The following is a 26,971-nucleotide window of genomic DNA, read 5'->3' on the forward strand; positions in this document are numbered from 1 at the left end:
ACCCGCAACAGCCTCGGCGTATGACCTGAACACGGCAATGAGTACTTTTACGAGGGAGGGCGTAGGAGGGACCGTATTTTTGCCAGGTACGGCGTCGGCCACGGCCCTCCTGCCGTTGACCGGGGCCCTTCTGAGAGAGAGCCGAAGCCCGGGTTACTGTTTGGCCTGAATGGCAGTGAAAGAAGGCGTATGGCCCCCATCACCTCGCGCAACGGAAACCTTCCCGCGGTCCCGTCTCTGACCCCGTTTGTGGGTCGGGGTGTCGAGATGGCGGAGATCAGCGCGCGTCTGGACGAGGTACGCCTGCTGACCCTGACCGGCGTGGGCGGCGTGGGCAAGACACGACTCGCACTGGAGACCGCCCGCGCCGTACACGAGCGCTACCCCGACGGCGTATGGCTGGTCGACCTGGCCGCCGTACACGAACCCACCGCCGTGACCACCGCCACCGCGACCGCCCTCGGCATCCCCGACCACGGCGGCCACAACACCCTCCACCGACTCGCCGCACACCTCACCCACCACCACGCCCTCATCCTCCTCGACAACTGCGAACACCTCACCGACCCCTGCGCCGAACTCGCCCACACCCTCCTCCACACCGCACCCCACCTCCGCATCCTCACCACCACCCGCCACACCCTCGGCATCCGCGGCGAGCACCTCTACCCCGTCCCACCCCTGCCCGACGACGACGCCGCCGAGTTGCTGCGGATCTGCGCCGCGGAAACCCATGGTGGCCACCGGCTCCGGGAGGCTGCCCCCGCCGCCGTCGCCCGGGTCTGCGCGCACCTGGACGGGCTGCCGCTGGCGATCCAGCTGGCGGCTCCACGGCTGCGCGCCCTGACCGTCGAGCAGCTGGCCGATCGGCTCGCGGACCGGCTGGGCACGCTGGACGGCGGCACCCGCGGCGTGGCCCCCCGCCGGCGCACGATGACCGCGGCGATCGAATACAGCTACGAACTGTGCGACCCGGCCGAGCGGCTCCTCTGGGACCGGTTGTCGATCTTCGCCGGCTCTTTCTGCCTCGACGCGGCCGAGGACGTGTGCTCGGGTGAGGGCATCGCACCCACCGAAGTCCTCGACCTTCTGGACCGGCTGACCGCCCAGTCGGTCATCCTCTCCTGCGAGATGGAGGGCCAGCCCCGTTACCGGATGCTGGAGACCATCCGTCAGTACGGGCGCGCGCGGCTGACCGGCTCCGGCCAGGAGCAGCGCCTGCTGCGCCGGCACCGTGACTACTTCCTCCACCTCGCCTGCCGCGTCGCCGACCGCTGGTGGGGACCAGGACAGGTCGCGGACCTCGCCCGGCTCCGCGCCGACCAGCGCAACCTGCTCATCGCACTGAGCTTCGAGGAAGATCCGCAGGCAACCCTTCGACTGGCCGCCGCGTTGCGCCATCACTGGTGCGCCGACGGCTTCCTCGGCGAGGGCCGCCGCTGTCTGGAGCGGGCGCTGGCGGTGGCGCCGGAACGCTCCCCGGCCCGTGCCGAGGCGCTGTGGGTCGCGGGCTGGGTGGCCCTGCTCCAGGGGGACGTCCCGGCCGCCGACACATGGCTGGCCGAGGGCGCGGAATTGGCCCGGGAACTGCGGTTGCCGGCAGTGACTGCCGAAGTCCTCGGCTTTCAGGGGTTGTCGGCGACCTTCAAGGAGAACTGGGAGGAAGCCCGGGACCTGCACGCGAGCGCGCTCTCCGCTGCCGCCCTCGGTGACGAGCGTACGAACATCCTCACGGGGTTTCGGCTGGCGTTTGTCCTGGTCTCGCTCGGGGACCAGCAGGCGCTGGGATTCGGGAGAAGAGCCCTCGCGCTCGCTGAGACGTGCGGAGAGCGGTGGGGGAGGGCACATGTGCTGTGGATGCTGGGACATGCGGCACTGGTACGGGGCGACCACAGGGCGGCCGTGGCGTACGCCCGTGCGGCCTGCTGGTTCCAGCAGGGCTTCAACGACACCGTCGGCACAGCCCTGAAGCTGGCGCTTCTCGCCTGGGCCGGGGCCGCGGGCGGCGAATACCAGCGGTCCGCACGATTGCTGGGCGCCGCCTGGGCGCTCAGGAGCAGTACCTCCTCCTCGGCTTTCGGTCCGCGGAGCGCCGAGCAGCACGCGCGCTGCGTGGAGAGACTGCGCGTAGCGCTCGGGACCGAGGGGTACGCCATGGCGTTCGCCGAGGGCGCCCGGTTGGACAGCCCGGCACGAGCCCTTGCGTACGCACTGGGCGCCGAGCGGTACGACGCGACCGTGCCGGAGCCGGCCCGTCGTCTGCTGACCCGCCGGGAACAGGAGGTTGCGGTGATGGTGGCCCAGGGCCTGAGCGACCGGAAGATCGCCGCCGCTCTCATGCTGTCCCCGCGCACAGTCGAGAGCCATGTGCGGAAGCTCCTGACCAAGATCGAGGCCGGGAACCGCGCGCAGATCGCGGCCTGGTGGGCGGCCAACCAGGCGCCCCTTCGGTAGCGGGGCCGGGGCTTGGTGCCGTCTTCTGGTCAGAGGTACGGCAGGGTCAGGATCCGCGGCGGGCGGGTCAGCGGTCCGCCACCGGGTCTGCCATCCACCAGGCGGCGATCTGCGCGCGAGATGCGAAACCGGACTTGCCGAGGATGTTCCGGATATGGAAGTCGACCGTACGGGGGGAGCAGCCGATGCGGGTGGCGATCCGTTTGCTGCTGAGGCCCTGGGCCACCCATGAGGCCACCTCCTCTTCGCGCCGGGTGAGCATGATCATCGGCGCGCTCGCCGACACGTGGGCGCCGTATGTTCGGCAGTACCTGAGAGCCTGGTCGACAGCCTGGTCCGGGCTGTCGAAGGTGACGTCCTTGGCCCGCTCTTCCCGGTAGGCGTTCGGCCCGCGATGAGGCCCGGATACCCTCTCGCTGAAGTGCACGTACGGTGTCGTCGGCGGCGGCAGGGCGTCATGCGTGGTACCCGAGCGGCGCAGGAGGAGATCCGCCACACCGGCCAGCTTCGCCGACTGCGGATGGTCCCCGCAGGAGGCGCTGAGCCGGGCGACCAACTCAAGTTTCGACGCGATCGAGATGTCGTCGCCGGAGCCTTGTGCCATCGCCAGCGCTTTCTCCGCGAAGTCCATGCTGACCTTGCGGTCGCCGCGCGTCCACGCGTCGTAGCCCAACCCCCAAAGCAGGTATGCCGTATCGCCGTTGGCCGATGACGGTTCCGTCGCCATGGCGAGATCCCCTTCGAGCCAGGGCCTGTCCGGGGCGGCCGATCCGTCGGACGCGGGGGCAGAACGCGGTACGCACGGGAGCGCTCCCGCCGGGCCGGTGTTCGGCCCCGCGCTGCACGGCGGTGAGCCGGGAAGACCACCGCGACTGCCATGACCGCTGAACTGCCGCTGGGATGGAGCCACTTGCCGAGATACCCCGTCATAGCTGTCGGCGCCGTGCCTTGCTGAATCTCGAAGGAAGTCCTGGTACCTGAGCACCAGGCGGTGCTCCTCGCCGGATTCCGCCAGCCGGAACCCGCCGAAGCTGCGGATGCCCTCCAGAAGCCGGTGCCCACCCGACGTGTTCTCCGACTCTGTGATCGTCACGACCGATTGCGTGACCAGACGGTCCAGCACGTCCATGACCTCGGACGGCGCGAGACCGGGGCCGCCCGCGCACACCCTTTCGGCGGCGTCGAGACTGAAGTCGCCGGTGAAGACCGACAGCCGGTTCCACAGGGTCCGCTCGGTCGGGTTGCACTGCGCGTAGCTGGCACTGATCGCTGCCGACAGGCTGCGGTGACGGGCCGGGACACCGCGTCCGTTCGATACCAGCAGGTTGAACCTGTCCTCCACCCGCTCCAGCAACTGGTCAACGCTCAGCGCTCGCAGCCGGGCCGCGGCGAGCTCGATGGCCAGCGGCAGCCCGTCGAGCGCCGCGCACAGCGAGGCGACCGCCGTCGGATCCGCCGCGTGGACCCGATATTCGGCGTGCACCGCCCGTGCCCGGTCCGCGAGCAGTGCCAGGGCGTCGTCGTCGGGCAGGGGTGGGACGGGGTAGAGGTGCTCGCCGCGGATGCCGAGGGTGTGGCGGGTGGTGGTGAGGATGCGGAGGTGGGGTGCGGTGTGGAGGAGGGTGTGGGCGAGTTCGGCGCAGGGGTCGGTGAGGTGTTCGCAGTTGTCGAGGAGGATGAGGGCGTGGTGGTGGGTGAGGTGTGCGGCGAGTCGGTGGAGGGTGTTGTGGCCGCCGTGGTCGGGGATGCCGAGGGCGGTCGCGGTGGCGGTGGTCACGGCGGTGGGTTCGTGTACGGCGGCCAGGTCGACCAGCCATACGCCGTCGGGGTAGCGCTCGTGTACGGCGCGGGCGGTCTCCAGTGCGAGTCGTGTCTTGCCCACGCCGCCCACGCCGGTCAGGGTCAGCAGGCGTACCTCGTCCAGACGCGCGCTGATCTCCGCCATCTCGACACCCCGACCCACAAACGCGGTGAGTTCCGGGTGGCCGACTCCCGCATCCGAGACCATGCCGGTCATGCGTGCACCTCAACCTCGATGTCCCATGGGGATCCGGTCGGCGTTCGCCGTACCTGGAAGGCGGGACGACACGCTCGTGGCACTGGTGGGCAGTGCGACGGAAGGAGAGAGCGAGTTTCCTGGGTGCGAACAAGCGGATATTAGGTACAGGTCGTGCGCGGAGTGAATCAACGGGAAGTCAAAAGGTCAGGGGGACGTTCCGTGGCTCAATCGGCCGGCCACCCACCCCGCTGAGATCACTCTCGGCAGGGCCCTCGACATACCCGCCTCCTGGAGGACGTTCCCGAGGGACTCCAGCTGCGGTCGGTCACCCTCGCCGAACACGGGATCGTCGTCAGGTCTGGCCGCGACGCGTCAGCCTGAGGTCAGCCGAGGTCGGGCAGAGGACGCCGGATGACCTCGTGGGCGTCATCCGCTGACAGGCCCAGCATGCGCAGGACCATTTCGGCGAGGTCCCCTGCGACCTCGTCGCCATCCATCTCGGGATGGGAGAAGCGCAGCTCTATCAGGGACAACAGCGTTCCGCCCAGTGCGGACAGAGCGACCGCGGGGTTGACGGAGGTGAAGCGGCCGGAGGCGATCCCCGCCTGAAGGTCACGCAGTGCCCGACGGGCCAGCCCGTTGTCCGAGTGAATGTGGCCCATTCCGCGACGGCGCAGCACCTGCAACAGCTCCGGGTGGGAGTCGGCCATTTGGGCGCTGAGTCGGAAACCGGCCGCGACAAGCTCTGCCGGGTCGTCGATGCCCGTCAGGTGCTCGTCGAAATTCTGCCCGAACTCCTCCAGAGCGTCTATGACGGCCGCCTCGTACAACTCCGTCTTCGACTCGAAGTGGTTGTAGAAGGAGCCGAAGCCGACGTCCGCCCGCTCGGCGATCGCCTGGATGCTGGCGCTGGTGTCACCGGTCTCGGCGAGAATTTGCCGGGCCGCGCGCACGAGGGCCCCGCGGGTCGCGGCGCGGCGACGCTCGAAACGGTTGGTGGGCAGGGCCGGCGTAGACATACGCAGAGTGTAGCCCTGCGGACGATTACGGTTGCAGTACTGATGAAAGCGTCACCTTGTGCCGTGAGCATCACGGACGGTGTCGCTCGGGGAGTCCATGCCTGAGATGCCTGGGCGGAGTTCGAGAAGTCCGACCTGGCCCCGATGGCGCGGGACCGTGCGGCCTGGCCCGGTGCCGGTGGCCTGAGGAAGGGCTGGGCTCCACGGGCCCCGGGCATGCTTCCTTTGTCTGGCGGTGTCAGTCGCGCTGGGCGCGGTGACGGGGTTCTAGCCAGGTCGTACGGTGGCTCGCGTTGAATCGGGGTTGCCGTAGTAGGCGCTGGGGCCGTGTTTGCGGGTGTAGTGGCGGGTCAGGAGGTGTGGGGGTGGCGGGGCTGCCGGAGAGAGGGCCATGGTGTGCAGGGCGATGTCGGCGACAGCTTCGCAGATGATGGCGTGTTCGAGGGACTTGCGGGCGCTTGAGCCCCAGGTGAACGGTCCGTGGCCCGCCACCAGCGCTGAGGGGACCTCGGCAGCCTTTTGGTCGTCCCCGCCGAGCGTGTCGACGATGACCTGGCCGGTGTTGTACTCGTAGTCCTTCGCGCACTGCTCGGCGGTGAGGTCGGCGGTGACGGGAATGGGGCCGTTGAAGGTGTCGGCGTGGGTGGTGCCCAGGACGGGTATGTCGCGCCGGGCCTGCGCGAAGGCCACGGCGTGGGTGGAGTGGGTGTGGGTGACCCCGCCGATGGAGGGGAACGCCAGGTAGAGGCAGCGGTGGGTCTCGGTGTCCGTCGATGGCCTCAGGTCCCCGTCGATGACCGCGCCGTCCGAGAGGCGGACGGTCACCAAGTGCTCCAGGGTGAGATCGGAGTAGGGGACCCCGGAGGGCTTGATGACGAAGACGCCTGCCTCACGGTCGACTCCGCTCACGTTGCCCCAGGTCAGGGTGGCGAGGCCGACCTCGGGGATGGCGAGGTTGGCTGCCAGGACTTCTTGTCGCAGGCCGTCTCGGACGGGTGGGCTCATTCGAGGGGCTCCTTACTGTGCGGGGCGTGGGTCACAGGGCCTGGGCGAGACGGTGGTAGGCGGCGTTCCAGCGGAGTTCCTTGCCGAACCGCTCGGTGGTGGTGTCCTCGTCGATGGTGAGCAGTTCGACTCCGGTCATGGCGGCGTAGTCGGTGAGGGTCTCCAGGTCGACGGCCGAGCTGAGCACGGTGTGGTGCGGTGCGCCGGCGAGCAGCCAGCTCTCCGCGGACTCCGCGAGTGACGGGCGTGGCTTCCACACGGCACGCGCCACGGGCAGTCGACGCAGAGGTTCACTGGGGGCTATGACATCGACTGCGTTGGCGGTGAGGCGGAAACGGTCGCCGAGGTCGGAGAGGCCGACGACGACGGCTGGGCCCTCTGCGGCGTTGAAGACGAGGCGGACGGGGTCCTCCCGGCCGCCGATGGACAGGGGGTGGATCTCGCAGCTGGGGCGGTCGGCGGCGATGGAGGGGCAGACCTCCAGCATGTGAGCACCCAGGACCCGGGGCGTGCCGGGGCCGAGGTGGTAGGTGTAGTCCTCCATGAAGCTGGTGCCGCCCGGCAGTCCTGCTCCCATCGCCTTCACCACGCGCAGGAGCGCGGAGGTCTTCCAGTCGCCCTCGCCGCCGAAGCCGTAGCCGTCGGCCATCAGGCGCTGGACGGCGAGGCCGGGCAACTGGCGCAGTCCGCCGAGGTCTTCGAAGTTGGTGGTGAAGGCGGTGAAGCCGCCGTCCGTCAGGAAGGCGCGCAGGCCCAGTTCCTGGCGAGCCGCGTAGACGAGGGAGTCGTGGCGGATGCCGCCGGGGCGCAGGGCGGGGATGACGTCGTACAACTCGCAGTATTCGACGGCGAGTTCGGCGGCCTGCTTGGCCTCGACCTGGTCGACGACGGCCACCAGGTCGTTGACGGCGTAGGTGTTCACCGAGAAGCCGAAGCGGAGCTGGGCCTCGACCTTGTCGCCCTCGGTCACGGCGACGTCGCGCATGTTGTCGCCGAACCGTGCCAGCCGCAGGGAGCGGGACGTGTGTCGTCCGACGGCGGCGCGGGCCCACGTGGCGATTCGGCGGATCACACGGGGGTCGGTGGCGTGTCCGGCGACGATCTTGCGGTCCACTCCCACACGGGCCTCGATGTGCCCGAACTCGCGGTCGCCGTGGGCGGCCTGGTTGAGGTTCATGAAGTCCATGTCGATGCTGGGCCAGGGCAGCGACAGGTTGTACTGGGTGTGCAGGTGCAGCAACGGCCGGTCCAGGGCGGACAGTCCGGCGATCCACATCTTGGCCGGGGAGAAGGTGTGCATCCACGCGATGACGCCGACGCAGGCGTCGGAGGCGTTGGCCTCCTGACATATCCGGTGGATCGCGTCGGCGTCGGTCAGGACGGGCTTCCACACGATTCGGACCGGCACCTTGCCAGGACGGCCGAGGGTCTCGGAGATGCTCCGCGACTGGTCGGCAACCTGACGGAGCACGTCCTCGCCGTACAGGCCCTGGCTGCCGGTGAGGAACCACAGTTCTTGCGTGGGGTAGGGGGTGCTGGTCGTTTCCATGAGGGAGTTCCTGTTCAGGAGGCGGCGGCGGAGGCTTCGGCGCGGATGCCGTGGAGACGGTGCATGACCTGGTTGGCGCCGCGGCCGAAGTAGTCGTGCAGGAGCCGGTATTCGGCGTACAGCCGGTCGTAGGCTGCGGCCCGTGCCGGGTCGGGCAGGTAGACGGCCGGGCGGGCCTTGCCCATGGCCTGGGCGGCGGCCCGGATGTCCGTGTGGGCCCCGGCCGCGACCGCCGCGTGCATTGCCGCCCCCAGAGCCGGACCCTGCGTGGAGTCGATGACACCGAGCGGACGGCGGGTGACATCGGCGTAGATCTGCATCAGCAGGTCGTTCTTCGTCAGACCGCCGGCGATGACGAGTTCCTTCACGGGCACACCGGCGGTTTCGAAAGCCTCGATGATCGTGCGGGTGCCGAAGGCGGTCGCTTCCAGCAGTGCCCGGTAGACGTCCTCCGGTCGGGTCGACAGGGTCAGCCCGACCATGACGCCGCTGAGGTCGTGGTCGACCAGGACGGACCGGTTGCCGCTGTGCCAGTCCAGGGCGACCAGACCGTGCTCGCCGATCGCCTGCTGCGCCGCGAGGGCCGTCAGATGCTCGTGCGGGCCGCGACCCAGGGCAGCGGCCTCCTCGGTGTAGGAGGCGGGCAGTCCGGTGCGCACGAACCAACCGAAGATGTCACCGACCCCGCTCTGCCCCGCCTCGTAACCCCACAGACCCGGAAGGATGCCGCCGTTGACGACCCCGCACATGCCCGGGACCTCGGCCCACTGGTCGGAACTCATCACATGGCAGGTGGAGGTGCCCATAATGGCTACCATCCGGCCCGGCTCCACAGCCCCGGCAGCCGGAGCCGTCACGTGGGCGTCGACGTTGCCCACGCACACCGCGATGCCCTCCGGCAGCCCTGTCCAGCCCGCCGCCTCGGCAGTCAACGTGCCTGCCAGATCGCCGAGTTGGCTGACTGGATGCTCCAGCTTCTCCGACACGAAGTCCGCGAACTCCGGGTTCAGGGATCCCAGATAGTCGACGGACGGATAACTGCCGTCCTGGAACTGTCCCTTGTAGCCGGCGGTGCAGGCGTTGCGGACGTACGTCCCGCACAACCGCCACACGATCCAGTCCGCGGCCTCCACCCACCGCTCGGTGCGCCGGTACACTTCGGGGTCTTCTTCGAGGAGTTGGAGAGCCTTGGCGAACTCCCACTCGGATGAAATCTTCCCGCCGTACCGCTTCAGCCACAGCTCCTTGCGTTCGACTGCCAGTGCGGTGATCCGGTCCGCCTGGGCCTGGGCGGCATGATGGCGCCAGAGCTTGACGTACGCGTGTGGACGGTTGCCGTACTCGGGCAGTTCGCACAGCGGGGTGCCGTCGGCCAGCGTCGGCACCATCGTGCAGGCCGTGAAGTCCGTGCCGATGCCGATCACTTGATCCGCCCGTACGCCGGCGGAAGCCAGCGCTTCCGGTACGGCGTGACGCAGCACGTCGATGTAGTCCGACGGCACCTGCAACGCCCAGTCGGGGGGCAGGGGAGTCCCGTCCGGCAGCTCCTGGTCGAGCACCGCGTGCCGGTAGGCGTGTTCGGCGGCGGCGAGTTCCGCCCCGTCCCGGACCCGGATCACCACCGCCCGCCCGGACAGGGTGCCGTAGTCGATTCCCACGACGTAGGAGTCGGGAGCAGTCTGCTCACAGTGCTTGGCGTTCGCCACTGGACGCCCTTCCGATCGCTGTTTCGTGCGTGCTGCGCGGTCTTGGGGGACAAGAGAAAGCAGTCCATGTGACCGGTCACAAGTGTGCGGTTATTGTGACCGGTCACATCAATGTCGTCAAGAGAGGGCGTCAGATCGTCGTCGATGCCGCCGCTGCGCAGGAGCCCCCGGCGTCGCCGCCGTGGGCCGGACGGGAACTACTCCACCTGGTTGGCGCCCTCCGGATCCGTGCCGAGGCGCAGCAGGACGGCAGTGCCGGGACGAGGAAGGGAGATGGTGAGATGTCCGTTGGCCGGGTCCCAGTCCGCGGTGGCGTCGGAGATGGCGGGGTAGAGCACGGTGGGCTGAACACGGGTGCCACGTAGGTGGGGGATGGTGATGGTGCGAGCGCCGTCGTCGGCTCCATGCGTGTGGGGCGGATGCGGAGCGTTACTTCGCCCGCTGGTGACAGGCGCCCGCCGCCACAGCGTGAGCAGCGTGGCCGAGGAGCCGCGCAGGCCGGAGGCGATCCAGGTGTCGTCCCATGAGGGGAGACCGAGCGGCCAGAATGGAAGGGCGCCGGGGATCTGTGCGCGGACGCCCTTGTAGACGGAGAGGGCCGAGCGAACGAGTGCGGACTGCTGGGCGTCCATACGGTCGAGGAAGCCGGACAGATGGATACGGCCCAGAAGGGCGCCCGTGAGGGTAAAGGCGATCTCGTCCGTGCTGAAGTGCGGCTGGGGGTAGGCCCAGACGGCGGCCTGCTCCGGGGTGACGGCGGTGGTGGCGGCGGCTGCGATGGGCGGGTAGCGCGAGGGGTCCTGCTGGTCGCTCGTGGACTGGAGCTGGGTGACGGCGAGTTGGGCGTAGTCCATGCGCAGACCGCCCGAGGCGCAGTTCTCCAGGACGAGGCCGGGATGCCGGTCGAGGAGCGAGCCGAGCCAGTCCAGGTGGGCGCGGTGGTGTCCGAGCAGGCCCGCGCCCGCGCTCTCGGTGCCGTTCTCCGTACCGGGGCCGATGTTGACGTTGTAGTCGAGCTTCAGGTAGCCCACTCCCCAGTCGTCGACGAGCCGGTCGACGACCTGGTCGAGGTGGGCCCGGGCGGCGGGGTGTCGAAGGTCCAGGTGGTGGCGGCCGTGCTCGGTGACCCGGATGCCGCCCCGGCGGAAGAACGCCTCGGGAGGCAGGGTGCGCGCCAACGGACTGCGCACACCCACGACCTCGGGCTCCAGCCACAGTCCGGGGATCATGCCGTGCCGGCGAATGGCGTCCATCACCTCCTGGATGCCACCGGGGAAGCGGTTGGGTGCGGCCTCCCACGCGCCCACGGTGTCCCACCAGCCCTGGGCGTCGTCGTCGTACCAGCCGGCGTCGACGACGAACACCTCCGCTCCGGCGGCGCCGGCCGCGGTGATGAGCGGCAGGAGCTTTTCCGTGGTGGGGTCGCCCATCAGGGTGTTCATGTAGTCGTTGTAGATCACCGGAAGCGACGCGTGGTCCGGATGGTCGCGGCGTATCCGGCGGCGGTAGGAGGTGAGTTCGCCGAACGCGGCGTCGAGGCCGCCTGCGCGTGTCCCGACCAGGACGGCCGGGACAGTGGTGAAGTCCTCGCCGGGAGCCAGGACCTGGTGCCACTGGTGATGGGCGTCATCGGGTCCGAAGAGGGCGACGTAGGCGGCGCCTTCACGTTCGCCTGTCTCGTAACGCCAACCCCCGCTGGACTCGATCTGCCAGAGCCAGGCACGCCCGGGGCCGGCGGTGAGGGCGGCCATCGGCAGATGGCGCCCCGTGGACCAGCTGCCCTGCGAGTACCGCTCGAAGCAGCCACGTCCCTCGTGGCCGTGGGCGGACCGACTCAGCGGGACGACCTGGTCCCGGAAGTCGGCTTGCCGCCAACGGCACTCGGCGAGCCAGTCGTTGTCCGCCCAGTGGAGGGTCAGACCGTCCAGGGAGCCCTCGCTGTCCACGATGCCGCCGAACGCCAGGGACGACACGTTCTCCACGCGGAGCGGGGTGTCTCCCTCGTTGGTCAGGCGCACCTGGGAGCGCAGGACGCCGGTGCCGGGGAAGGCCGTCAGGGTGATGTCGGCCGCGAGGCCGGTGACGGGATCCCCCAGCCGGATCGTCGTGCGCTGCCGCTGCTCGTCCGCCGTTGTCTCGTGGCCGAGGTAGGCCAGACGGTGGCCGATGGCGCTGTCGATGAAACGCTCACCGGACCAGGTCCGTCCGTGGCCGGTGGCGGTGATTTCGACGAGCGGAAGCATGCGGTCCCGGTCCTGGCCCGTCCGGCCCAGCCTGACGGACCCCGCGGAGTCCGCGACGACCTGCAGCCCAAGAATGTCGTGAGACCAGAGTAGAGACGCCTCGGCTGCTTCGACAGCAGTGGTCAACGCGGTTTCCCTTCTACGGGTGCGAGCTCTCGCGGGTGCCGGTCCGGTACTCGCCGCGGCACCCGACCGTGGCCGAGCGGGGGCGGCGCCTGGGATGGGCCTGGTATAAGTGGGGGGCGGACGCCAACTTCCGTCGTCTTGACGGGTGAGGTTGTGACCGCTCACAATCCTCGCATGAATGTGACCGGTCACACAAGGCCTGGTGATCAGGCAAGCCCTGCCCAGAAGCCGCGCAAGGCTGCCAGCATTCGGGACGTTGCGCAGGCCGCGGGCGTCTCGTATCAGACTGTCTCCAGGGTTATCAACCAGCACCCGAACGTCCGCGGGGAGACCCGCGAGCGAGTCGAGGCGGCCATCCAGACACTGGGATTCCGGCGCAACGCCACCGCCTTCGCGCTGGCCAGCGGAGTGACCCGTTCGGTGACCGTCCTGACCTCGAACACGACCCTCTACGGCTACGCGGCAACCCTTCAGGGATTGGAGGAGGAGGCTCGCGCCGCCGGCTACTCCCTGGGTGTGAAGGTCCTCACCCCCGAGGCGGACCTGGGCCGTACGGTCTCCTCTGCCGCGGCCGACGGGGGCGGGCTGATGATCATCGGGTTCGACCAACTCGGTGCCGCCGCCTTGAGCCGTGTCCCTGCGGATCTGCCATGCGCCGCGGTCGTCGAAGCGCCTCCACACGGCCGGACCCCTCCCCGTCCGGCCGTGTGGGCCGACGACCGTGAGGCGGCCCGCCTGGCCACCGCGTATCTGCTGGAACTCGGCCACCGGACCGTTCACTACGTGGCGATCCCGACCTCGACAGGTGCCCGGAGATCGGCCGGTCCACGAGCTCAGGGTTGGCGCAAGGCACTGGTGGCGGCCGGGATCACACCGCCCGAACTCCGCGGCGGCAAGGGCTGGGACGTGCAGGCGGGGTACGACGAGGGTCGAAGGCTCGCCGCCGATGCCGACGTGACGGCCGTCCTGTGCGGCAACGACGACCTGGCTCTCGGCGTGCTGCGCGCGCTTCACCATGCGGGACGGCAGGTGCCCGGAGATGTCAGCGTCATCGGTTTCGACGATGCCCCCCACTCCGGATTCCTCACTCCGTCGCTCACCACGGTGCGCATGGACTTCCAGGGGCTGGGACGCGACGCGTTCGGGCTGTTGCGCCGTCAGTTGGAGAGCGACTACGAGCCACCCGCCCCGACTTTCGAGGGCACGGACCTCGTCGTCAGGGAGAGCTCGGCCCGCGCCGACATCCGGTGACACGAGCGCGCTTCTGAGCCCGCCCCGGCCTCGGGACGGGCTCACGAGCGTGGCCGTCGTAGGGCGGAGGCCGCCGACACGATTCCTCACCGTGGCGGCGGCCTCCGTCGGCTCGGCCGACCCGACCGGGAACAGATCACCGCGATTCAGCGTCACCTGTCTCGGCGAGGACGTGGACGTCCCAGGGCCCCAGGTCGACGTGGTCCGCTCCCGCGTGGGTCCGGGACGACAGCAGGTCCCGCATCGTCGCCGGAACCGTGACCTTCGCCGGTTCCCAGGACCAGTTGTGCACGACATGGATCCGCGTGCCGTCCTGCGCGGATGCCGAGCTGACCCGGACCGACTCGGGCCCGCCCCATCGACGCACCGCAATTGCTGCACGCTCCGGCCTCGCCGCACCGGAGACCCGGACGGCCCAGTCAACGAGCGCCGCACCGGTGGCCGCGTCGGGTTCGGTGCCGGCCACCGTGATCCGGCCCTCGCCGTAAGCCCGGGTGGTGACGGCGGGAAACTTGCCGAAGTGCGGGTGCTGGTAGGACGCGAGGACCTCGGCGGCGGACTGCTCCCCGTCCGCGTCGAGCACCTTCAGACAGTCGATCCAGGCCTTTCCCGTGGCGCCCTCGGGAAGCTCCAGTGCCGGGATGCCGATCGGTTCTGTCGCCGCCCGGCGGAGCGGTACGGGCGAGGCCAGGTTGGAGGACTCCTGGTAGGAGACCCCGGCCGCGGCCGAAAGACGGCCCGGTTTGACGTCCGGGCGGGCTCGGGCGAACTCGTCCGCGTAACCGGTGCGGACGCCGATCACCAGATGGCCACCGGTCTCGGCGTACGCCGTCAGCCAGTCCAGCAGGAGGTCGCTCGCGGCGTAGAGAGCGGGGACCAGGAGGACGGGCAGTTCCCGCGCGAGTGCCGCTGGATCGGCGAGGTTCTCGGCCGGACCGTCGCCGTCGAGGACCACCTGGCGCTCATGGATGATCCGCGTGCTCACAGCCGCGTCGAACGCGCCGCGCGCCCAGGTGCCCACCATGCGGTCGTACGCCCGCTCCACCCTGGCGAAGAAGGAGTACGGCCCGGACGGTGTCCAGGGCGGCTGGAAGGCCAGCGCCCACTTCGACGGCACGGAGTACATCAGACCGACATCGGCGTCCGGACGCAGGTCGGCGACCGATGCGCCGGCTCGCTTCAGCTCGGTGCCGATCCGCGCCACTTCCTCGTAGACCCGGCCCGGTCGCAGGTCGTGCGGCAGGACACCCGCGTAATGCATCTCGATGCCGGTGTGCATCGAGTGCCACTGCCAGTACTCGATCATCCGGGCACCACGCGCGACGAGTGCCCAGGCCACCTGACGCCACTGGCCGTCCCAGGCGGGGAGATTGACCGACGAGTCGCCGGTGGCACCGGCGTTGGTCTCGGTCACCAGGAAGGGCGCCTGCTTGGACGCGTACATCCGGTCGGCGAGATGGACGAGGTTCCAGGTACCGGTGACCATCCACGCGGTGTCGGGGAGTTCGGCGGGCGCGGGCAACGCCAGATGGTCCTGCATGGGGTAGTACGGGTTGCCACCGGCAACGTCCAGCGGACGGTTGACCGCCACTTCGTCGACGGCGGGCACGTCATAGGCGACGCAGGTCATGACGAACTGGTCGTCGCGGCCGGCGGCGGATGCCACGTCCCGCACGATGCCGGCCTGCCAGGCGATGAAGTCGTTCACCAGCCGGGTCTGGAAGGCCCGCCAGGCCTGGTCGTACTGGGGGTGCAGATTGCCGTGCGGCGCCCACAGGTCGTCCCAGTCGGACAGGGCGTGGGACCAGTGCGCCAGCCCCCATGCCTCGTTGATGGTCCCGACGTCGCCGTAGGTCTTGCGCAGTTCCTCGGTGAACGCCTCGACGACGCCGGGGTTGTGCAGCAGCCGGAGCCCCGGTTCGTTGTCGACCTGGTAGCCGATCAGGGCGGGGTGGGAGGCGTACCGGCCGACGACCGCGCGGATGACGCGCTCCGCGTGGAAGCGGTATGCGGGGTGCGTCAGGTCCATGTCCTGACGCCCGCCCCAGGGCTGACGTCGTCCGTCCGGCTGTTCGGCGGCGATGTCAGGGTGTTTGCGTGCCAGCCACAGAGGTACCGCGTACGTCGGCGTGCCGAGGATCACGGACATGTTCCGTGCCTGGCAGCCGTCGAACACCTCCTGGAGCCAGTCGAGTTCGAAACGGCCGTCCTCGGGCTCCCACGTCGACCACACCGACTCGCCCACGCGGACCACGTTCATGCCTGCTTCGGCCATGAGGTCGAGGTCGGTCCCGACGCTCCGGTCGGGCGAGTACTCGGGATAGTAGGCCGCTCCGAACAGGACGTGCTCCGGCAGGCCCGGGGGCGTGTTCGACGCCTGCGGTCCGTTGCTCATCCCTTGACACCCCCGCTGGTCAGACCTGATTGCCAGTACTTCTGCAGATAGAGGAACGCCGCCATCAGGGGGACGACCGAGATGAATGACCCGGTGATGACCCGCGAGAACAGCGCCTGTGCTCCCGACTGCCCGCTCGCGGCCGTCTGCCACTGCGCGAGTCCGACGGTCAGCGGCAGCAGGTCGTTCGACCGCAGCATGATGAGCGGAAGAAAGTAGTTGTTCCAGGTGGCGACAAGTGTGAACAGCAGGACCGTGACCGAGCCGGGGACCAGTAGGCGCAGCGCGACGGAGAAGAAGATCCGCATCTCGCTCGCGCCGTCGACCCGGGCGGCCTCCAGCAGTTGGCTGTCGATCGTGTCCGCCGCGTACACGCGCATGAGGTAGACGCCGAAGGGGCTGACAAGACTCGGAAGGATCACCGCCCACCGGGTGTCCGTCAGGTTCACCTGAGCGAAGACCAGGTACGTGGGGATCGCCAATGCCGTGGTCGGCACCATGATGGACCCGAGGACGATCGAGAAGAGGGCCTTCCCTCCCGGGAAGTCGTACTTCGCGAAGGCGTAGCCGGCGGCGGTGGCCAGCGCGGACGCCCCCACCGCGCTGACGGTCGCGTAAAGGACCGTGTTGCCGCTCCAGGTCCAGAAGGTACCGTCCTGTGCGGTGAAGACGTCCACCACGTTCGACCACAGGTGGATGTGGCTGAACCACAGGCCGAACGTCGAGAACAGCTCACCGTTGGTCTTCGTCGATGACACGACGAGCCAGAACAGCGGCAGCAGGAAGTACGGCAGAGTCAGCAGCACGAGTACCGTCAGCAGCGGGCTGCGAGTACGGGTGCGTTTGCGGGCGCGGCGCGTCGAGCCGACGGTGGGCGCTGTCGAGGTCGCGGGCGGTTGTGTCAGAGCGGTCATGGGCGGCGCTCCCGGCGCTGCTGGAGGTGCTGAACGGCGTAGGACACGATGGCGATGGCTCCTGCCAGCAAGAAGGCAACGGCCGCGGCGTAGTTGATGTCCTGATCGGTGAAGGCCAGGTTGTAGGCGTACAGGTTCGGCGTGAACGCGGCGTCGATCGAGTTGGGCGCCAGCTTCTGCAGCAGTTGAGGCTCGTTGAAGAGCTGGAAGCTGCCGATGATGGAGAAGATCAGTGTGAGGACGAGCGCGTTGCGGATGGCGGGCACCTTGATGTGCCAGGCGATACGGAACTCGCCCGCACCGTCCAGCCGTGCCGCTTCGTACATCTCCGCCGGAACCGCCTGGAGGGCCGCGAACATGATGATCATGTTGTAGCCCACGAACGCCCACGTCGTGATGTTCATGATCGAGCCGAGCATCCACGAGGCCGACAGGAACGGCGGGACGGGCAGCGACAACTCCCTGGCGATCTGGGCGAACGGGCCGAAGTCGTGGCCGTAGAGGTAGCCCCACATGAGGGTGGCGACGACCCCGGGAATCGCGTAGGGCAGGAAGATCGACAGGCGAATGAGTCGTTGCAGGTAGAGCTTGCCGGAGTCCAGGGCCAGCGCGAACACAAGCGCCGCCCCCAGCATGATCGGAACCTGGATGACGAGGTACAGCCCGACCCTGAGCAACCCGTCCGCGAGGGCGCTGTCACCGAAGGCCCGCGCGTAGTTCTCCAGGCCCACGAAGGTCGTGCCGCCGACCAGCTGTTCCCGGAAGAGCGACAGGTAGGCGGCGTAGCACAGCGGGACCACCATCATGGCGACGAAGATCAGCAGGAACGGCGCGACGAGCAGGTAGGCCGCCGTGTGCTGGCGCCGGGCCGCAGAGGAGCGGCGCACTCGCCGCGGCACCGACCCAGTGGCCGTCGGCGCCGCGGAGGACGGGAGAGAACTCACTTGACGGTCAGCCCCTGCTGCTTGGCGTAGGCGACGAGCTTGTCCTGCCAGGCCTTCAGTCCGGCCCTCATGTCGCCCTTGTCGGCGATGGCCTTGCCGAGCGTGTCGTTGAAGGTCGTGTAGGCGTAGTCCATGAAGGGCAGCCAGCCGAAGGTGGTGGTCACGTTCTTGGACGCGTCGACGAAGGTCTTGTTCGCCTGCTCGCCGCCGTAGAAGTCGGACTTGGCGTCGGCGAAGTCGCTGCTGGTCAGGATGCTCGTCTTCGACGGGAAGAACTGCTGCTTCGTGACGAACATCGACGCGGGCTCGTCCTCGACGTTGATGAATCGGGCGAGCTCTGCGGCGGCGATGGGGTTCTTGGTGGTGTTCATGACGGCGTTGGTCGAGCCGCCCCAGTTGCCGGTGGCGTGGTCACCCGCGTTCCACTGCGGCAGTTCCGTCGTCCGCCACTTCCCGGTGGTGGTCTTGGCCGCCCCCTCCAAGAACGTCCGGCCCCAGGCCGCGGCGAGCCACGAGGCGTACTTGCCGCTGGACAGACCCTTGTACCACTGGTCGTTGAAGTCGGCGTCGGTGGAGACCTCGCCCGCCTGGATCAGCTTCTGCCAGTAGTCGACGACCTTGGTGACCTCGGGGCTCTCCAGGTCGATGGTGACCGTCTTCTTGCCGTCGAAGCCGAAGGGGTTGGCGCCGTTCTGCCACAGCAGACCGACGAACTGGCCGGGGTCGCTTCCGGGCAGGTTGGTGATGTATGCCTTGGGGTCCTTCTCGTGGAGCGTCTTCGCGGCGGTCGCGAACTCGTCCCACGTCGTCGGCGTCTTGATGCCGTACTTCGCGAGTACGTCGTTGCGGTAGATCATGCCCATCGGTGCGGTGTCCTGGGGGACCGCGTAGACCGCACCGTTGGAGCTCACCTGGTTCCAGACCCAGGACGGGAACTCGCTCTTCATGGCCTTGATGCCGTTGTACGGCGACAGGTCGAGGAGGTTCTTCGTCAAGGTGAAGCTGCTCAGGAACTGGTACTCCACCTGGGCGACATCCGGGGCGCCCTTGCCCGCACGCAGCGAGGTGCGCATCGCCTTGTACTGGTCCGTGCTGGACCCGATGTTGATGGCCTTGACCTTGATCGCCGGGTACCTCTTCTCGAAGAGGGCGATCTCCTTGTCGATGTCGGGAACCCAGGTCCAGAAGGTGAGGTTCGTCGGCGTGGACATCGCCTTGTCGAACTCCGCTTTGGTGACCGTCTTGGGAGAGCCACTGGAGCCGCTGCCCGAGGTGGAGCCGTTCCCGCAGGCGGTGAGAAGGAGGGCGGTGGCCGTGAGTACGGCCGCCGCCGCGGGGACTGAGCGGGTTCTGAGCACGAGTTCTCCCTTGTCGGTTGCTTGCAACAGGTGTGTGACCGGTCACATGCGTGGAGACAGTTTCAGCCTCGTTTCGCCATCGCGCAAGAGGTGAACTGAAGGTTTCATCAATTGTTGCGGTCGTGTTTGTGACCGGTCACATGCCGCACAGTGTGGGCCTCGACGGGGAGTCGCGCAAGGGAGAAGTGAAGATTGTCGGGGGATCGCGGCCGGGTGTCGCGGCCTCCGGCGCGGGGTGCGCCGAGCCGTCGAGATGAGACTTGGGTCCCAACTCCGTTGTGGTCGTGGCGTGTTGATCTCCGAGGTGCGGCAATTCCGAGGCTGTTCTGTGGTGTTTGCATCTACTTCGTCGAGATGAAACGGTGACGACGCGGGATGTTGACGCGAGGTCGGGTCGCGGGGGCGTGTCGTGATCCCGCCCGTGGAGGCGGATATCGGCGAGCGTCGTGACGCGGAGGCGCTCCGCCGCTGTGGCGAGCGTGGTGAAGGGTTCAGCGGTGACGCGGCCCGCAGCGGCTGTGCCGAACGGTTCCCGGGCGGCGACGCCGGACCGTGATCGTCTGCACCACGGGGGCGCGCCCCGGGGCACAGCGCGCGGCGGTTCGCTGTCTTGCCCAGGGTGGTGTGGTACTGCCCCGTTCGTGGGTCGGGGTGCGACGTACCTCGCGGTTCGTCGTGGTGGGGCTGCGGGCGGGCTCGTGGGCGACAGCGCGCGGAGACTTCCTGGCCCGGAGGGCGCCGGCGGTCACGGCCTGCTCGCCTCGGACGGACGGCGAGGTGATACGCCGATGAGGGTCTGCTGTTCGACGGCCGGCGTGAGGACACTTTCGTGGCCCGCCCGATCGCCGGCCTTCCGTCCCGTCTCCGCCGGATCCCGGTGCCCTGCCGGACGCGCACCTCGTGGCGCGCTGCCGAGTCGTTCATTCCCCGAGCCGTGCGTCGAAGGAGTGGATCGCGGTTCTCGGCGAGGGAGGCAGGCCCAGATCTCTAGGCCGTGTCCGCGAAGGCGCGTCGTTCGCCCGGAGGGCGGGGCTCGCGGCGTCCGGTGCGTGTGCTGGGGGCCTCCCCGGCTGGAGGCTGGGGGAGTGCCGCCCGGAAGTCCTCGTACTGGACGTACGTGAGCTTCCGGGCGGTGCGGCGAGCGTGCGTGCCGGGCGTCGCGAGGCGGGCGGGACTTCGCGGACATGGCCCGGGGCTCCGGGCGGGCCCAGTCATCGCGACGTCCTTCGAGGGGTGTTGGTGGGCAACCGCTCGGATCTCATTCGGTGACGTAGGTGATCGTGCTCGACGCGGGGATTGCCGGGATATGCCGAACATGATCGTTTCGTCGTGCGACGGGGCGTGGTCGGCGCGTCCGGGATCGTGGCTTGCCGCGCCGCCTCTGCCTGGAGCGGGCGATCCGCGGCTCGCCCGTTCATGGCGACTTTTGCGCGCACCCTTGCGCGTCGGCGTTGTGACCGCTCACACTCCTCCCGTGCATGTGAGCGGTCACAATTGGTCGGCCGGGTGCCGCCGGAGAATCCGCCCTTCCGGGGCGAGGTCCACCGCCCGTCAGACCAGTGCACAGGGGAAACGCCTGGTGAGGCGTTTTCCGGACCTCCGGCACCGTCAGCCTTCGCGGCGGTGAGGATTCCGAGAAAGACGAGGCACATGAATGAGGAGTTCCTCAAGACGCTGCCTGGTGCGTACAGGGCCCGCACCAGTCACGCACCCCACGGACCACAGCACCGAGACCACCCGCGGTCGCGGATCCGCCGACTGCCGGACGGGGGTGCGGGCATGAGACGCAAGGTCGTCATCGGGCTGCTCTCGCTCGTGCTCGCGGTGGGTGGAGCGCTGGTCCCTGGCACGAGCTATGCGGCGAACGCCCAGCTCGGCGTCGACCTATCGCAGACCACCGGCGACATCGCGCACAGCGCGGCGGGCACCCTGTACGGCCTGGGCAACCCAGGCGTCCCGACGGAGAACGTGCTCCAGCCACTGCACTTCCAGCAGGCCGCGCAGAAACCGCAGGGCGGCCTTCAGCATCCCAGTGGTGACGCGTTCGACGTGGCCCCCGAGTACCTGGACTCCGGGGTCAAGGACATCCAGATCTACATGCAGGACATCTACCGGTACTGGCCTTACGAGAACAACGGTCTGAGCGACTATCTGAGCAAGGTCGACGACATGGTCGCCGCGACCAAGGCCGACGCCAACTACGGCAAGTACACGTACGTCCCGTTCAACGAGCCGGACTGGATCTGGTACAGCGGGATGTTCACCAACTCCACCACGGAGCAGCAGTTCTTCTCGGACTGGAAGACGGTCTACCAGCGGATCCGGGCGCAGGACCCGACCACCAAGATCGCCGGTCCGGGCTTCAGCGTCTACAACAGCAAGACGCTCTCCGACTTCATGACGTACGCCAAGGCGAACAACGTCCTGCCGGATGTCGTGACCTGGCACGAGCTCCAGAACGACTTCTTCACCGACTACTACACCCACTACAACGACTTCCGGAGCATTGAGTCCGGTCTTGGTCTCTCCGCCCGTCCGATCGTCATCAACGAGTACACCCGTGCCTCGGGCGATCTCGGTATACCGGGCCAGCTCATCCAGTGGATGACCCGGTTGGAGAACACCAAGGTGAGCGGTGACCTGGCGTACTGGGTCACGGAGGGTACGCTCAACGGTCTGACGACCCGCAACAACGAGGCGACCGGCGCTTGGTGGCTCTACAACTGGTACGGCGAGATGACGGGCAAGACCGTCACCGTCACCCCACCAACCCAGAACGGCGCGCTCCAGGGCATCGCCACCCTCGACTCCGCCAAGAAGCAGGCGAGGGTCATCTTCGGAGGCGCGTCGGGTGACACGGACGTCGCGGTCTCGGGCTTCGGCTCGACTTCGGGCTTCGGCAGTACCGTGCACGCCGTGGTCCAGGCCACCGCGAGCACCGGCACGGATGACGCGGCGGGCAGGCCCGCCGTCGTCCTGGAGGGCAACTTCCCGGTCACCAACGGAAAGATCACCGTGACCGTTCCGGGCATGAGCGCGACCTCCGCGTACCAGATGACCATCACCCCCGCCACCAGCCTCTCCCCGGCCGACGTGCCGACCAGGTACCAGGCGGAGAACGCCGACCTCAGCGGCAGTGCGCGGGTGACCTACGGCTCCAACACGGGTTACACCGGCACGTACTTCGTGGACGGCTACCTGAACTCAAGCAACGCGAGCACCAACTTCGTGGTCTCCGCGCCCAGCAACGGGTACTACGACGTCACCCTCCGCTACTCGGCGGGTCCGGAGACCGGTGCCCCCACCGATCGCACCACCCGCGTCACGGTGAACGGCTCGAAACTCACCGACCTGGCCCTGCCCGGAACGGCGAACTGGAACACCTTCGCCACCAAGACGGTCACGATGTACCTGTCCCAGGGCATCAACCGCATCAACTACGGCGCCTACATCACCGACAACAGCGACAACATCAGCGTCGATGCGATCGACGTGACCTCGTCCACGTCCGGCACGACCGCGAGCTACCAGGCGGAGGACTCGGCCAACACCTTCGGCGGCACGGCGGCGGTCGAAACCGACTCCGCAGCCTCCGGCGGCAAGTATGTCGACTGGCTCGGCAACGGATCGGCGAACTCGCTGACGTTCAACAACGTCATCGCGGCGACCTCCGGCCTGCACCGCATGGTCGTCACCTATGCCAACGCCGACAACCGCGGCGACGGTGGCAACGACTACAACATCATCAACCGCTACGCCGACATCTCGGTCAACGGAGGCGCCACGCAGCGCGTGTACTTCCGCAACACCCGCGGCTGGTCCAACTACTGGACGACCACCGTCGACGTGAACCTGACCGCCGGCACCAACACCATCAAGTTCAGCAACAACGCGGCCTATGCCCCCAACCTCGACAAGATCCAGATCTCCTCCGCCATCGCCGGCAGCGGGACCTCGTACATCAAGCTGGCGAACCGGTCGACCGGGCTTATGGTCGACGGCGGCGGACGTACCACCAGCGGTTCCGCGGTCGGACAGTGGCCGCTTGGGTCGACCGCGAACCAGGAGTGGTCGATCGTTCCCGACGGCAGCTACATCCGCCTCAAGAACCACGCCACCGGGTTGTTCCTCGACGGCCTGGGAGCCACCTCCAACGGCGCCACCGCCGGTCAGACGACCGACAGCAGTGCCACCTCGCAGGACTGGATGGAGGTGACGGCGGGGAGCTATGTCCGTCTGCAGAACCGTGCGACCGGCCTGTACGTGGACGGCATGAACCGGACCGCCAACGGCTCTGACCTCGGTCAGTGGAGCGGCAGTACCAGCAGCAACCAGCAGTTCAGCATCATTCCGCAGTAGCCGACCGGAGTGACGTCCTTCGATCCGGCGCCGAAGTTCCAGGGCGCCGGATCGAAGGCGTCGACGGCAGTCGGTTCCTCGTCCGTTGCCGGCGAGCCGCAGCCCGACTTCGCTCGGCACGGTGTCATCGGATTCGCCCGTCTTCCGGAGTCGCCGGTCCGCACCGTTCCGGACGGCTCGACCGCCTGCGTACGCCCGGCCCGGCACAGCGTGCCGGCGGTACGGCCCCGTGACCGTACGCCGTGTCGCGACGCCCCGCCTGCACCGGTAACCGACAGCCGGTCGGCTTCGTGCCGTCGCCGGCAGCATCACCTCGGCCGACTGAGGCAGGGTCAGGCCGCCGCCGTTTACGGTGATGATCCGGCCCGTGACGAACGACGCCCTGCACGGACAACCACTCGACGCCCGATGCCCGGCTTCCTCAGGAGTGCTCGCGTGAACGACTCCACGCTCGGTGGCGCAGTCTGCGCCGTCGTGCGGGCGCCGGTTCGGGTGCGCAACGCCTGAGACCCGGTTGTGGTCCGGTGGCGGGTACAGGCGTCGCAGCGTTCACCGGGTCACAGTTCGTCCTTGTACTGGTTCGCCTTGTGCCCCAGGGCGACCATCAGCAGGGCTGCGGCCGCGGAGGCGGTGTTGATGACGCCGTAGCCCGCCAGCGTGATCGAGCTGGTGTCCTGGTCGTCGGGGACGCCGTAATGGTTGAGGTAGACGTTGCTGAGGTTCTGCCAGTTGCGGATCAGGTTGACCTGGTTGGTGTTGAGATTGAAGGTCTGCCAGCTCTGCATCGAACTCGCGATCTGCTGGCCGAGCGTGCGGAAGCGGGCTCCCTCGGCGATGACGAGGATCATGCGCAGCAGTGCGCGGGACATCTCGTTCTTCTTGCCCTGGCCTGTCTCGTCGCGCAGGAGGCTCAGACCGGTGGAGATTGCCAGCGGGTCGATGTTCACCTCGGTCAACGAGGTCTGAGCGTCCGAGGCGAGGTCGTTGTAGTTCTCCCGGCCCTGGAACCGGTAGTTGTTCGTGGTGGAGCTGGACGTGCCCGGATCGTCGGCGGTTGCCAGCGGGTAGTTGAAGGTCCGGCCGGTGCGACCGTCGATGAAGTAGTAGGAGACGACGTAGAAGTCGCTGAGGCGGATCATGAAGTGGACCGCGTCCGAATCGTCGTAGGAGACCACGAAGTCGACGAAGTCCGTGTTCGCCGCGCGGTTGGTGACGTCGACCTTGCCGCTGCTGCTGTCGTTGGTGGTGGCGGGGTCCTTGGCCTTGCGGGCCGCGTCTCGCAAGGCGTTGATCGCGGCGGCGTACCCCTTGCTGCCGCTGGTCACCTCCCAGGTCACCTGCGGGTACGCGGCGAGGTCGATGTCCTGGGCGCCGAGGTGGACCGTGCTCGTCACATGCGCGCGTGTGTGCGCCTCTCCGGCGGAGGGCAGCGACACACCGTGCAGAGCGATCGCTCCGGACAGTGCTGCGGCGATGCCGGTCGTGACGCTGACGCGGCGAAAGACACGTGCGGACATGGGGAGTTCCGTTTCTGTGGGTTTTTGTGCCGAGTCGGCTGTGCGGCGGTTGCACCGTAGAAAGCGGATGTCTCGGTAGCCCGTAGGGGATGTAACAGTTGCCCATAATTGAGTAATTAACATCTCGGCAATAGGTGGATTCAAAGGTCTGCGGTCGGTCCGGCGGTCGGCGAGGGCTCGTGGTTGGCCGAGGGGTGATGTGCCTCGCGCGCCTCGGCGTGTGTGCGGGGGCGTCGAGCGGCTCGCCGGTATGGGGCTGACCCGAGGGAACGTTTGGCTTCCGCGCGAGGCTGGAGGCCGAGGTGTTCGTGTCGGTCGTGACGGGAGGCGGCGGGTGAGCGGATGCTGGTTGCCGTTCCGTGTATCACCGTCCGGGATTTCGCCGGTGCGCGCCCTGCCGGGTGGGGTGGTTCGTGGGTGGTGGGGCTTTGTGGGTGTCTCCGGGAGTCCCGCAACTCGAATGCGCACTACCCGGGTGGCCTCGCCACGCTGTGATCTTGGGTATTGTCAGACCTGATAATTTCTTCAGTAAGTCGCTCGGGTCAACTGTCCGTCGACCTCCGCACCGATCGAGGAACCATGACCACCACCCCCCACGCCGAGCCCGGGGAGGGCGCGGAAGTCGTCGTCACGGGCCGCGCGGGCCATCGCGGCGTGCTGTTCGCGATGTGCCTGGCGCTCGTCCTGGTCGTCGCCTCCGTCTCCGCGCTCAACCTCGCGCTGCCCGACCTGGCACTGGACCTGTCCGCCTCCAACAGTGAACTGACCTGGATCGCCGACGCCTACACCGTCACCCTGGCCGCGCTCGTGCTGCCGCTCGGCGCCATCGGCGACCGGCTCGGCCGCCGCAACGTCCTCGTAGTCGGCACGCTCGTCTTCGGCGGCGCCTCCCTCGCCGCCTCCTTCGCCGACTCCACGACGACACTCATCGCGTGGCGGGCCGTCATGGGCCTCGGTGCCGCGATGATCATGCCGGGCACCTTGTCGACCATCACGGCCGCGTTCCCGCCCGAACAGCGTGCCAAGGGGGTCGCCACCTGGTCCGGGTTCGCGGCTGCCGGCGCCATCATCGGCATGCTGGCCGCGGGCGCCCTGCTGGAGCAGTTCTCCTGGCGCTCGATCTTCGTCACCAGCGCGGCCACCGCCCTCGCCGCCTGCCTCGCCGCCGTCGTCCTCGCCCCCAACACCAAGGACGCCCACCCGCACCGCCCGGACGTGGCGGGGGCGGTCACCACCGCCCTGGCCATCGGCACCCTCGTGTACGGAATCATCGAGGGCAACGAGAAGGGCTGGATCGAGCCGGAGGTGATCGGCGCGTTCGCCGTCACGGTCGTCTCCTTCGCCGCCTACGCGTTCCTCGGCATGCGCACCGCGCACCCCCTGCTTGACCCCGCGCTGTTCGGCATCCGCGGCTTCCGGGCCGGTGCGATCACCGTGCTGGTGCAGTTCATGGCGGTGTTCGGCTTCTTCTTCGTCGGCCTGCAGTACCTGCAACTCATCCTCGGCTACAGCCCGTTGAAGGCCGCGCTGGCGCTCGTCCCGGTCGCCCTGGCGGTGCTGCCCGTCTCCCAGCTCACCCCGCGACTGGTACGGCGCTTGGGCATGAAGGCCGTCATGTCCACCGGCCTGTTCCTGCTAGCCGTCGGCCTCTTCGTGATCTCACGGCTCGACGTCGACGCCGGCTACCTGCCCTTCCTCGGCGGCCTGATCCTGGCGGGCGTCGGCATCGGTCTGAGCGGTGCGGTCGGCACGTCTGCCATCACCGGGTCCCTCGGCAGGGGGCAGCAGGGCGTCGCCTCCGCGATGAACGACACGACCAGGGAGGTCGGCTCCGCTGTCGGCATCGCCCTCATGGGGTCGATCTACGGCAGCCACTACCGCGACTCCCTCCCGGCCTCGGTGGACCGGCTCCCGGCCGATGCGGCGGAGGCGGTACGGCACTCGGCCGCCGCCGGGCTCCAGGTCGGCGACCGGCTCGGTGCGCAGGGGGCCGCCCTCACGCAGGGCGTCAGGACGGCGTTCATGGACGGACTCTCCGCCTCCCTGGTCGCCGTGTGCGTCATCGTCCTCGCCGCGGCCGTGGGCGCGCTGCTCCGTGCCCCGAAGAACCCGCCCACACCGGACTGATCCGT

15 protein-coding genes are annotated in these 26,971 nt (G+C 68.5%); 4 read left to right on the forward strand and 11 right to left on the reverse strand.

Features of this window, described 5'->3' with window-relative positions:
- Positions 1-267 precede the first annotated feature (267 nt).
- Positions 268-2,454: a LuxR C-terminal-related transcriptional regulator gene (locus G3I78_RS31080; protein ID WP_239158144.1), complete on the forward strand. Its 2,187-nt coding sequence runs from the start codon at positions 268-270 to the stop codon at positions 2,452-2,454.
- Between the two features lie 67 nt (positions 2,455-2,521).
- Here G3I78_RS31080 and G3I78_RS31085 read toward each other — a convergent pair whose 3' ends face one another.
- The 6 genes from G3I78_RS31085 to G3I78_RS31110 all read right to left on the reverse strand — a co-directional run bounded on the left by G3I78_RS31085 (position 2,522) and on the right by G3I78_RS31110 (position 11,975).
- On the reverse strand, positions 2,522-4,471 hold the full coding sequence (locus G3I78_RS31085; protein WP_164430613.1) for a LuxR C-terminal-related transcriptional regulator: 1,950 nt from the start codon (positions 4,469-4,471) through the stop codon (positions 2,522-2,524).
- A 365-nt stretch (positions 4,472-4,836) separates the two neighbouring features.
- Positions 4,837-5,472: a TetR/AcrR family transcriptional regulator gene (locus tag G3I78_RS31090; protein ID WP_203615770.1), complete on the reverse strand. Its 636-nt coding sequence runs from the start codon at positions 5,470-5,472 to the stop codon at positions 4,837-4,839.
- A 267-nt stretch (positions 5,473-5,739) separates the two neighbouring features.
- Positions 5,740-6,477 carry an L-ribulose-5-phosphate 4-epimerase AraD gene (gene araD, locus G3I78_RS31095; protein ID WP_164430622.1) on the reverse strand — a complete coding sequence of 246 codons (738 nt, stop codon included), beginning with the start codon at positions 6,475-6,477 and terminating at the stop codon, positions 5,740-5,742.
- Positions 6,478-6,508: 31 nt separating this feature from the next.
- Positions 6,509-8,026, reverse strand: coding sequence for an L-arabinose isomerase (gene araA / locus G3I78_RS31100; protein WP_164430624.1), 1,518 nt, complete (start codon positions 8,024-8,026; stop codon positions 6,509-6,511).
- Between the two features lie 14 nt (positions 8,027-8,040).
- Entirely contained in the window at positions 8,041-9,732 is a 1,692-nt protein-coding gene (gene araB / locus G3I78_RS31105) for a ribulokinase (RefSeq protein ID WP_164430626.1), read from the reverse strand.
- A gap of 197 nt (positions 9,733-9,929) precedes the next feature.
- Positions 9,930-11,975 carry a glycoside hydrolase family 36 protein gene (locus tag G3I78_RS31110; protein ID WP_239158145.1) on the reverse strand — a complete coding sequence of 682 codons (2,046 nt, stop codon included), beginning with the start codon at positions 11,973-11,975 and terminating at the stop codon, positions 9,930-9,932.
- 300 nt (positions 11,976-12,275) lie between these two features.
- Here G3I78_RS31110 and G3I78_RS31115 point away from each other — a divergent pair, with 300 nt between their 5' ends.
- The gene (locus G3I78_RS31115) at positions 12,276-13,352 is read left to right on the forward strand and encodes a LacI family DNA-binding transcriptional regulator (RefSeq protein WP_164430633.1); all 1,077 of its coding nucleotides are present in this window, start codon (positions 12,276-12,278) and stop codon (positions 13,350-13,352) included.
- Positions 13,353-13,488: 136 nt separating this feature from the next.
- Here G3I78_RS31115 and G3I78_RS31120 read toward each other — a convergent pair whose 3' ends face one another.
- From G3I78_RS31120 to G3I78_RS31135, 4 genes are read right to left on the reverse strand one after another with little or no spacing between them, the layout of a single operon-like run.
- Positions 13,489-15,747, reverse strand: a complete 2,259-nt coding sequence (locus tag G3I78_RS31120) for a beta-galactosidase (protein WP_164430644.1) — start codon at positions 15,745-15,747, stop codon at positions 13,489-13,491.
- Positions 15,744-16,661, reverse strand: a complete 918-nt coding sequence (locus G3I78_RS31125) for a carbohydrate ABC transporter permease (RefSeq protein ID WP_164430645.1) — start codon at positions 16,659-16,661, stop codon at positions 15,744-15,746. Before G3I78_RS31125 ends, G3I78_RS31120 begins: the two co-directional genes overlap by 4 nt.
- A complete protein-coding gene (locus G3I78_RS31130) occupies positions 16,658-17,548 on the reverse strand; it encodes a sugar ABC transporter permease (protein ID WP_343243892.1) in 891 nt (296 codons plus the stop codon). Before G3I78_RS31130 ends, G3I78_RS31125 begins: the two co-directional genes overlap by 4 nt.
- A gap of 53 nt (positions 17,549-17,601) precedes the next feature.
- The gene (locus tag G3I78_RS31135) at positions 17,602-18,963 is read right to left on the reverse strand and encodes an extracellular solute-binding protein (protein WP_164430656.1); all 1,362 of its coding nucleotides are present in this window, start codon (positions 18,961-18,963) and stop codon (positions 17,602-17,604) included.
- Positions 18,964-20,742: 1,779 nt separating this feature from the next.
- Between G3I78_RS31135 and G3I78_RS31140 the strand changes: the two genes are divergently transcribed.
- Positions 20,743-23,322, forward strand: a complete 2,580-nt coding sequence (locus G3I78_RS31140) for an RICIN domain-containing protein (protein WP_164430658.1) — start codon at positions 20,743-20,745, stop codon at positions 23,320-23,322.
- 557 nt (positions 23,323-23,879) lie between these two features.
- Here the strand turns inward: G3I78_RS31140 and G3I78_RS31145 are convergent.
- Positions 23,880-24,839, reverse strand: coding sequence for a ribosome-inactivating family protein (locus tag G3I78_RS31145; RefSeq protein WP_164430660.1), 960 nt, complete (start codon positions 24,837-24,839; stop codon positions 23,880-23,882).
- Between the two features lie 579 nt (positions 24,840-25,418).
- On the opposite strand from G3I78_RS31145, the gene G3I78_RS31150 reads away from it, so the two are divergent.
- Positions 25,419-26,966: an MFS transporter gene (locus G3I78_RS31150; RefSeq protein WP_164430662.1), complete on the forward strand. Its 1,548-nt coding sequence runs from the start codon at positions 25,419-25,421 to the stop codon at positions 26,964-26,966.
- Positions 26,967-26,971: the final 5 nt, after the last annotated feature.

The sequence above is a fragment of the Streptomyces sp. SID13726 genome, assembly GCF_010548375.1.
Taxonomy (GTDB): Bacteria; Actinomycetota; Actinomycetes; order Streptomycetales; family Streptomycetaceae; genus Streptomyces.

Bases quoted from the DNA above. Each gene is read 5' to 3' on its own strand.
- G3I78_RS31110 (WP_239158145.1), bottom strand. From the start codon at position 11,975: ATGCTTCCGCTCGTCGAAATCACCGCCACCGGCCACGGACGGACCTGG.
- G3I78_RS31085 (WP_164430613.1), bottom strand. From the start codon at position 4,471: ATGACCGGCATGGTCTCGGATGCGGGAGTCGGCCACCCGGAACTCACC.
- G3I78_RS31150 (WP_164430662.1), top strand. From the start codon at position 25,419: ATGACCACCACCCCCCACGCCGAGCCCGGGGAGGGCGCGGAAGTCGTC.
- G3I78_RS31080 (WP_239158144.1), top strand. From the start codon at position 268: ATGGCGGAGATCAGCGCGCGTCTGGACGAGGTACGCCTGCTGACCCTG.
- araD (WP_164430622.1), bottom strand. From the start codon at position 6,477: ATGAGCCCACCCGTCCGAGACGGCCTGCGACAAGAAGTCCTGGCAGCC.
- G3I78_RS31145 (WP_164430660.1), bottom strand. From the start codon at position 24,839: ATGTCCGCACGTGTCTTTCGCCGCGTCAGCGTCACGACCGGCATCGCC.
- G3I78_RS31125 (WP_164430645.1), bottom strand. From the start codon at position 16,661: ATGACCGCTCTGACACAACCGCCCGCGACCTCGACAGCGCCCACCGTC.
- G3I78_RS31120 (WP_164430644.1), bottom strand. From the start codon at position 15,747: ATGAGCAACGGACCGCAGGCGTCGAACACGCCCCCGGGCCTGCCGGAG.
- G3I78_RS31115 (WP_164430633.1), top strand. From the start codon at position 12,276: ATGAATGTGACCGGTCACACAAGGCCTGGTGATCAGGCAAGCCCTGCC.
- araA (WP_164430624.1), bottom strand. From the start codon at position 8,026: ATGGAAACGACCAGCACCCCCTACCCCACGCAAGAACTGTGGTTCCTC.
- G3I78_RS31140 (WP_164430658.1), top strand. From the start codon at position 20,743: ATGAGACGCAAGGTCGTCATCGGGCTGCTCTCGCTCGTGCTCGCGGTG.
- G3I78_RS31090 (WP_203615770.1), bottom strand. From the start codon at position 5,472: ATGTCTACGCCGGCCCTGCCCACCAACCGTTTCGAGCGTCGCCGCGCC.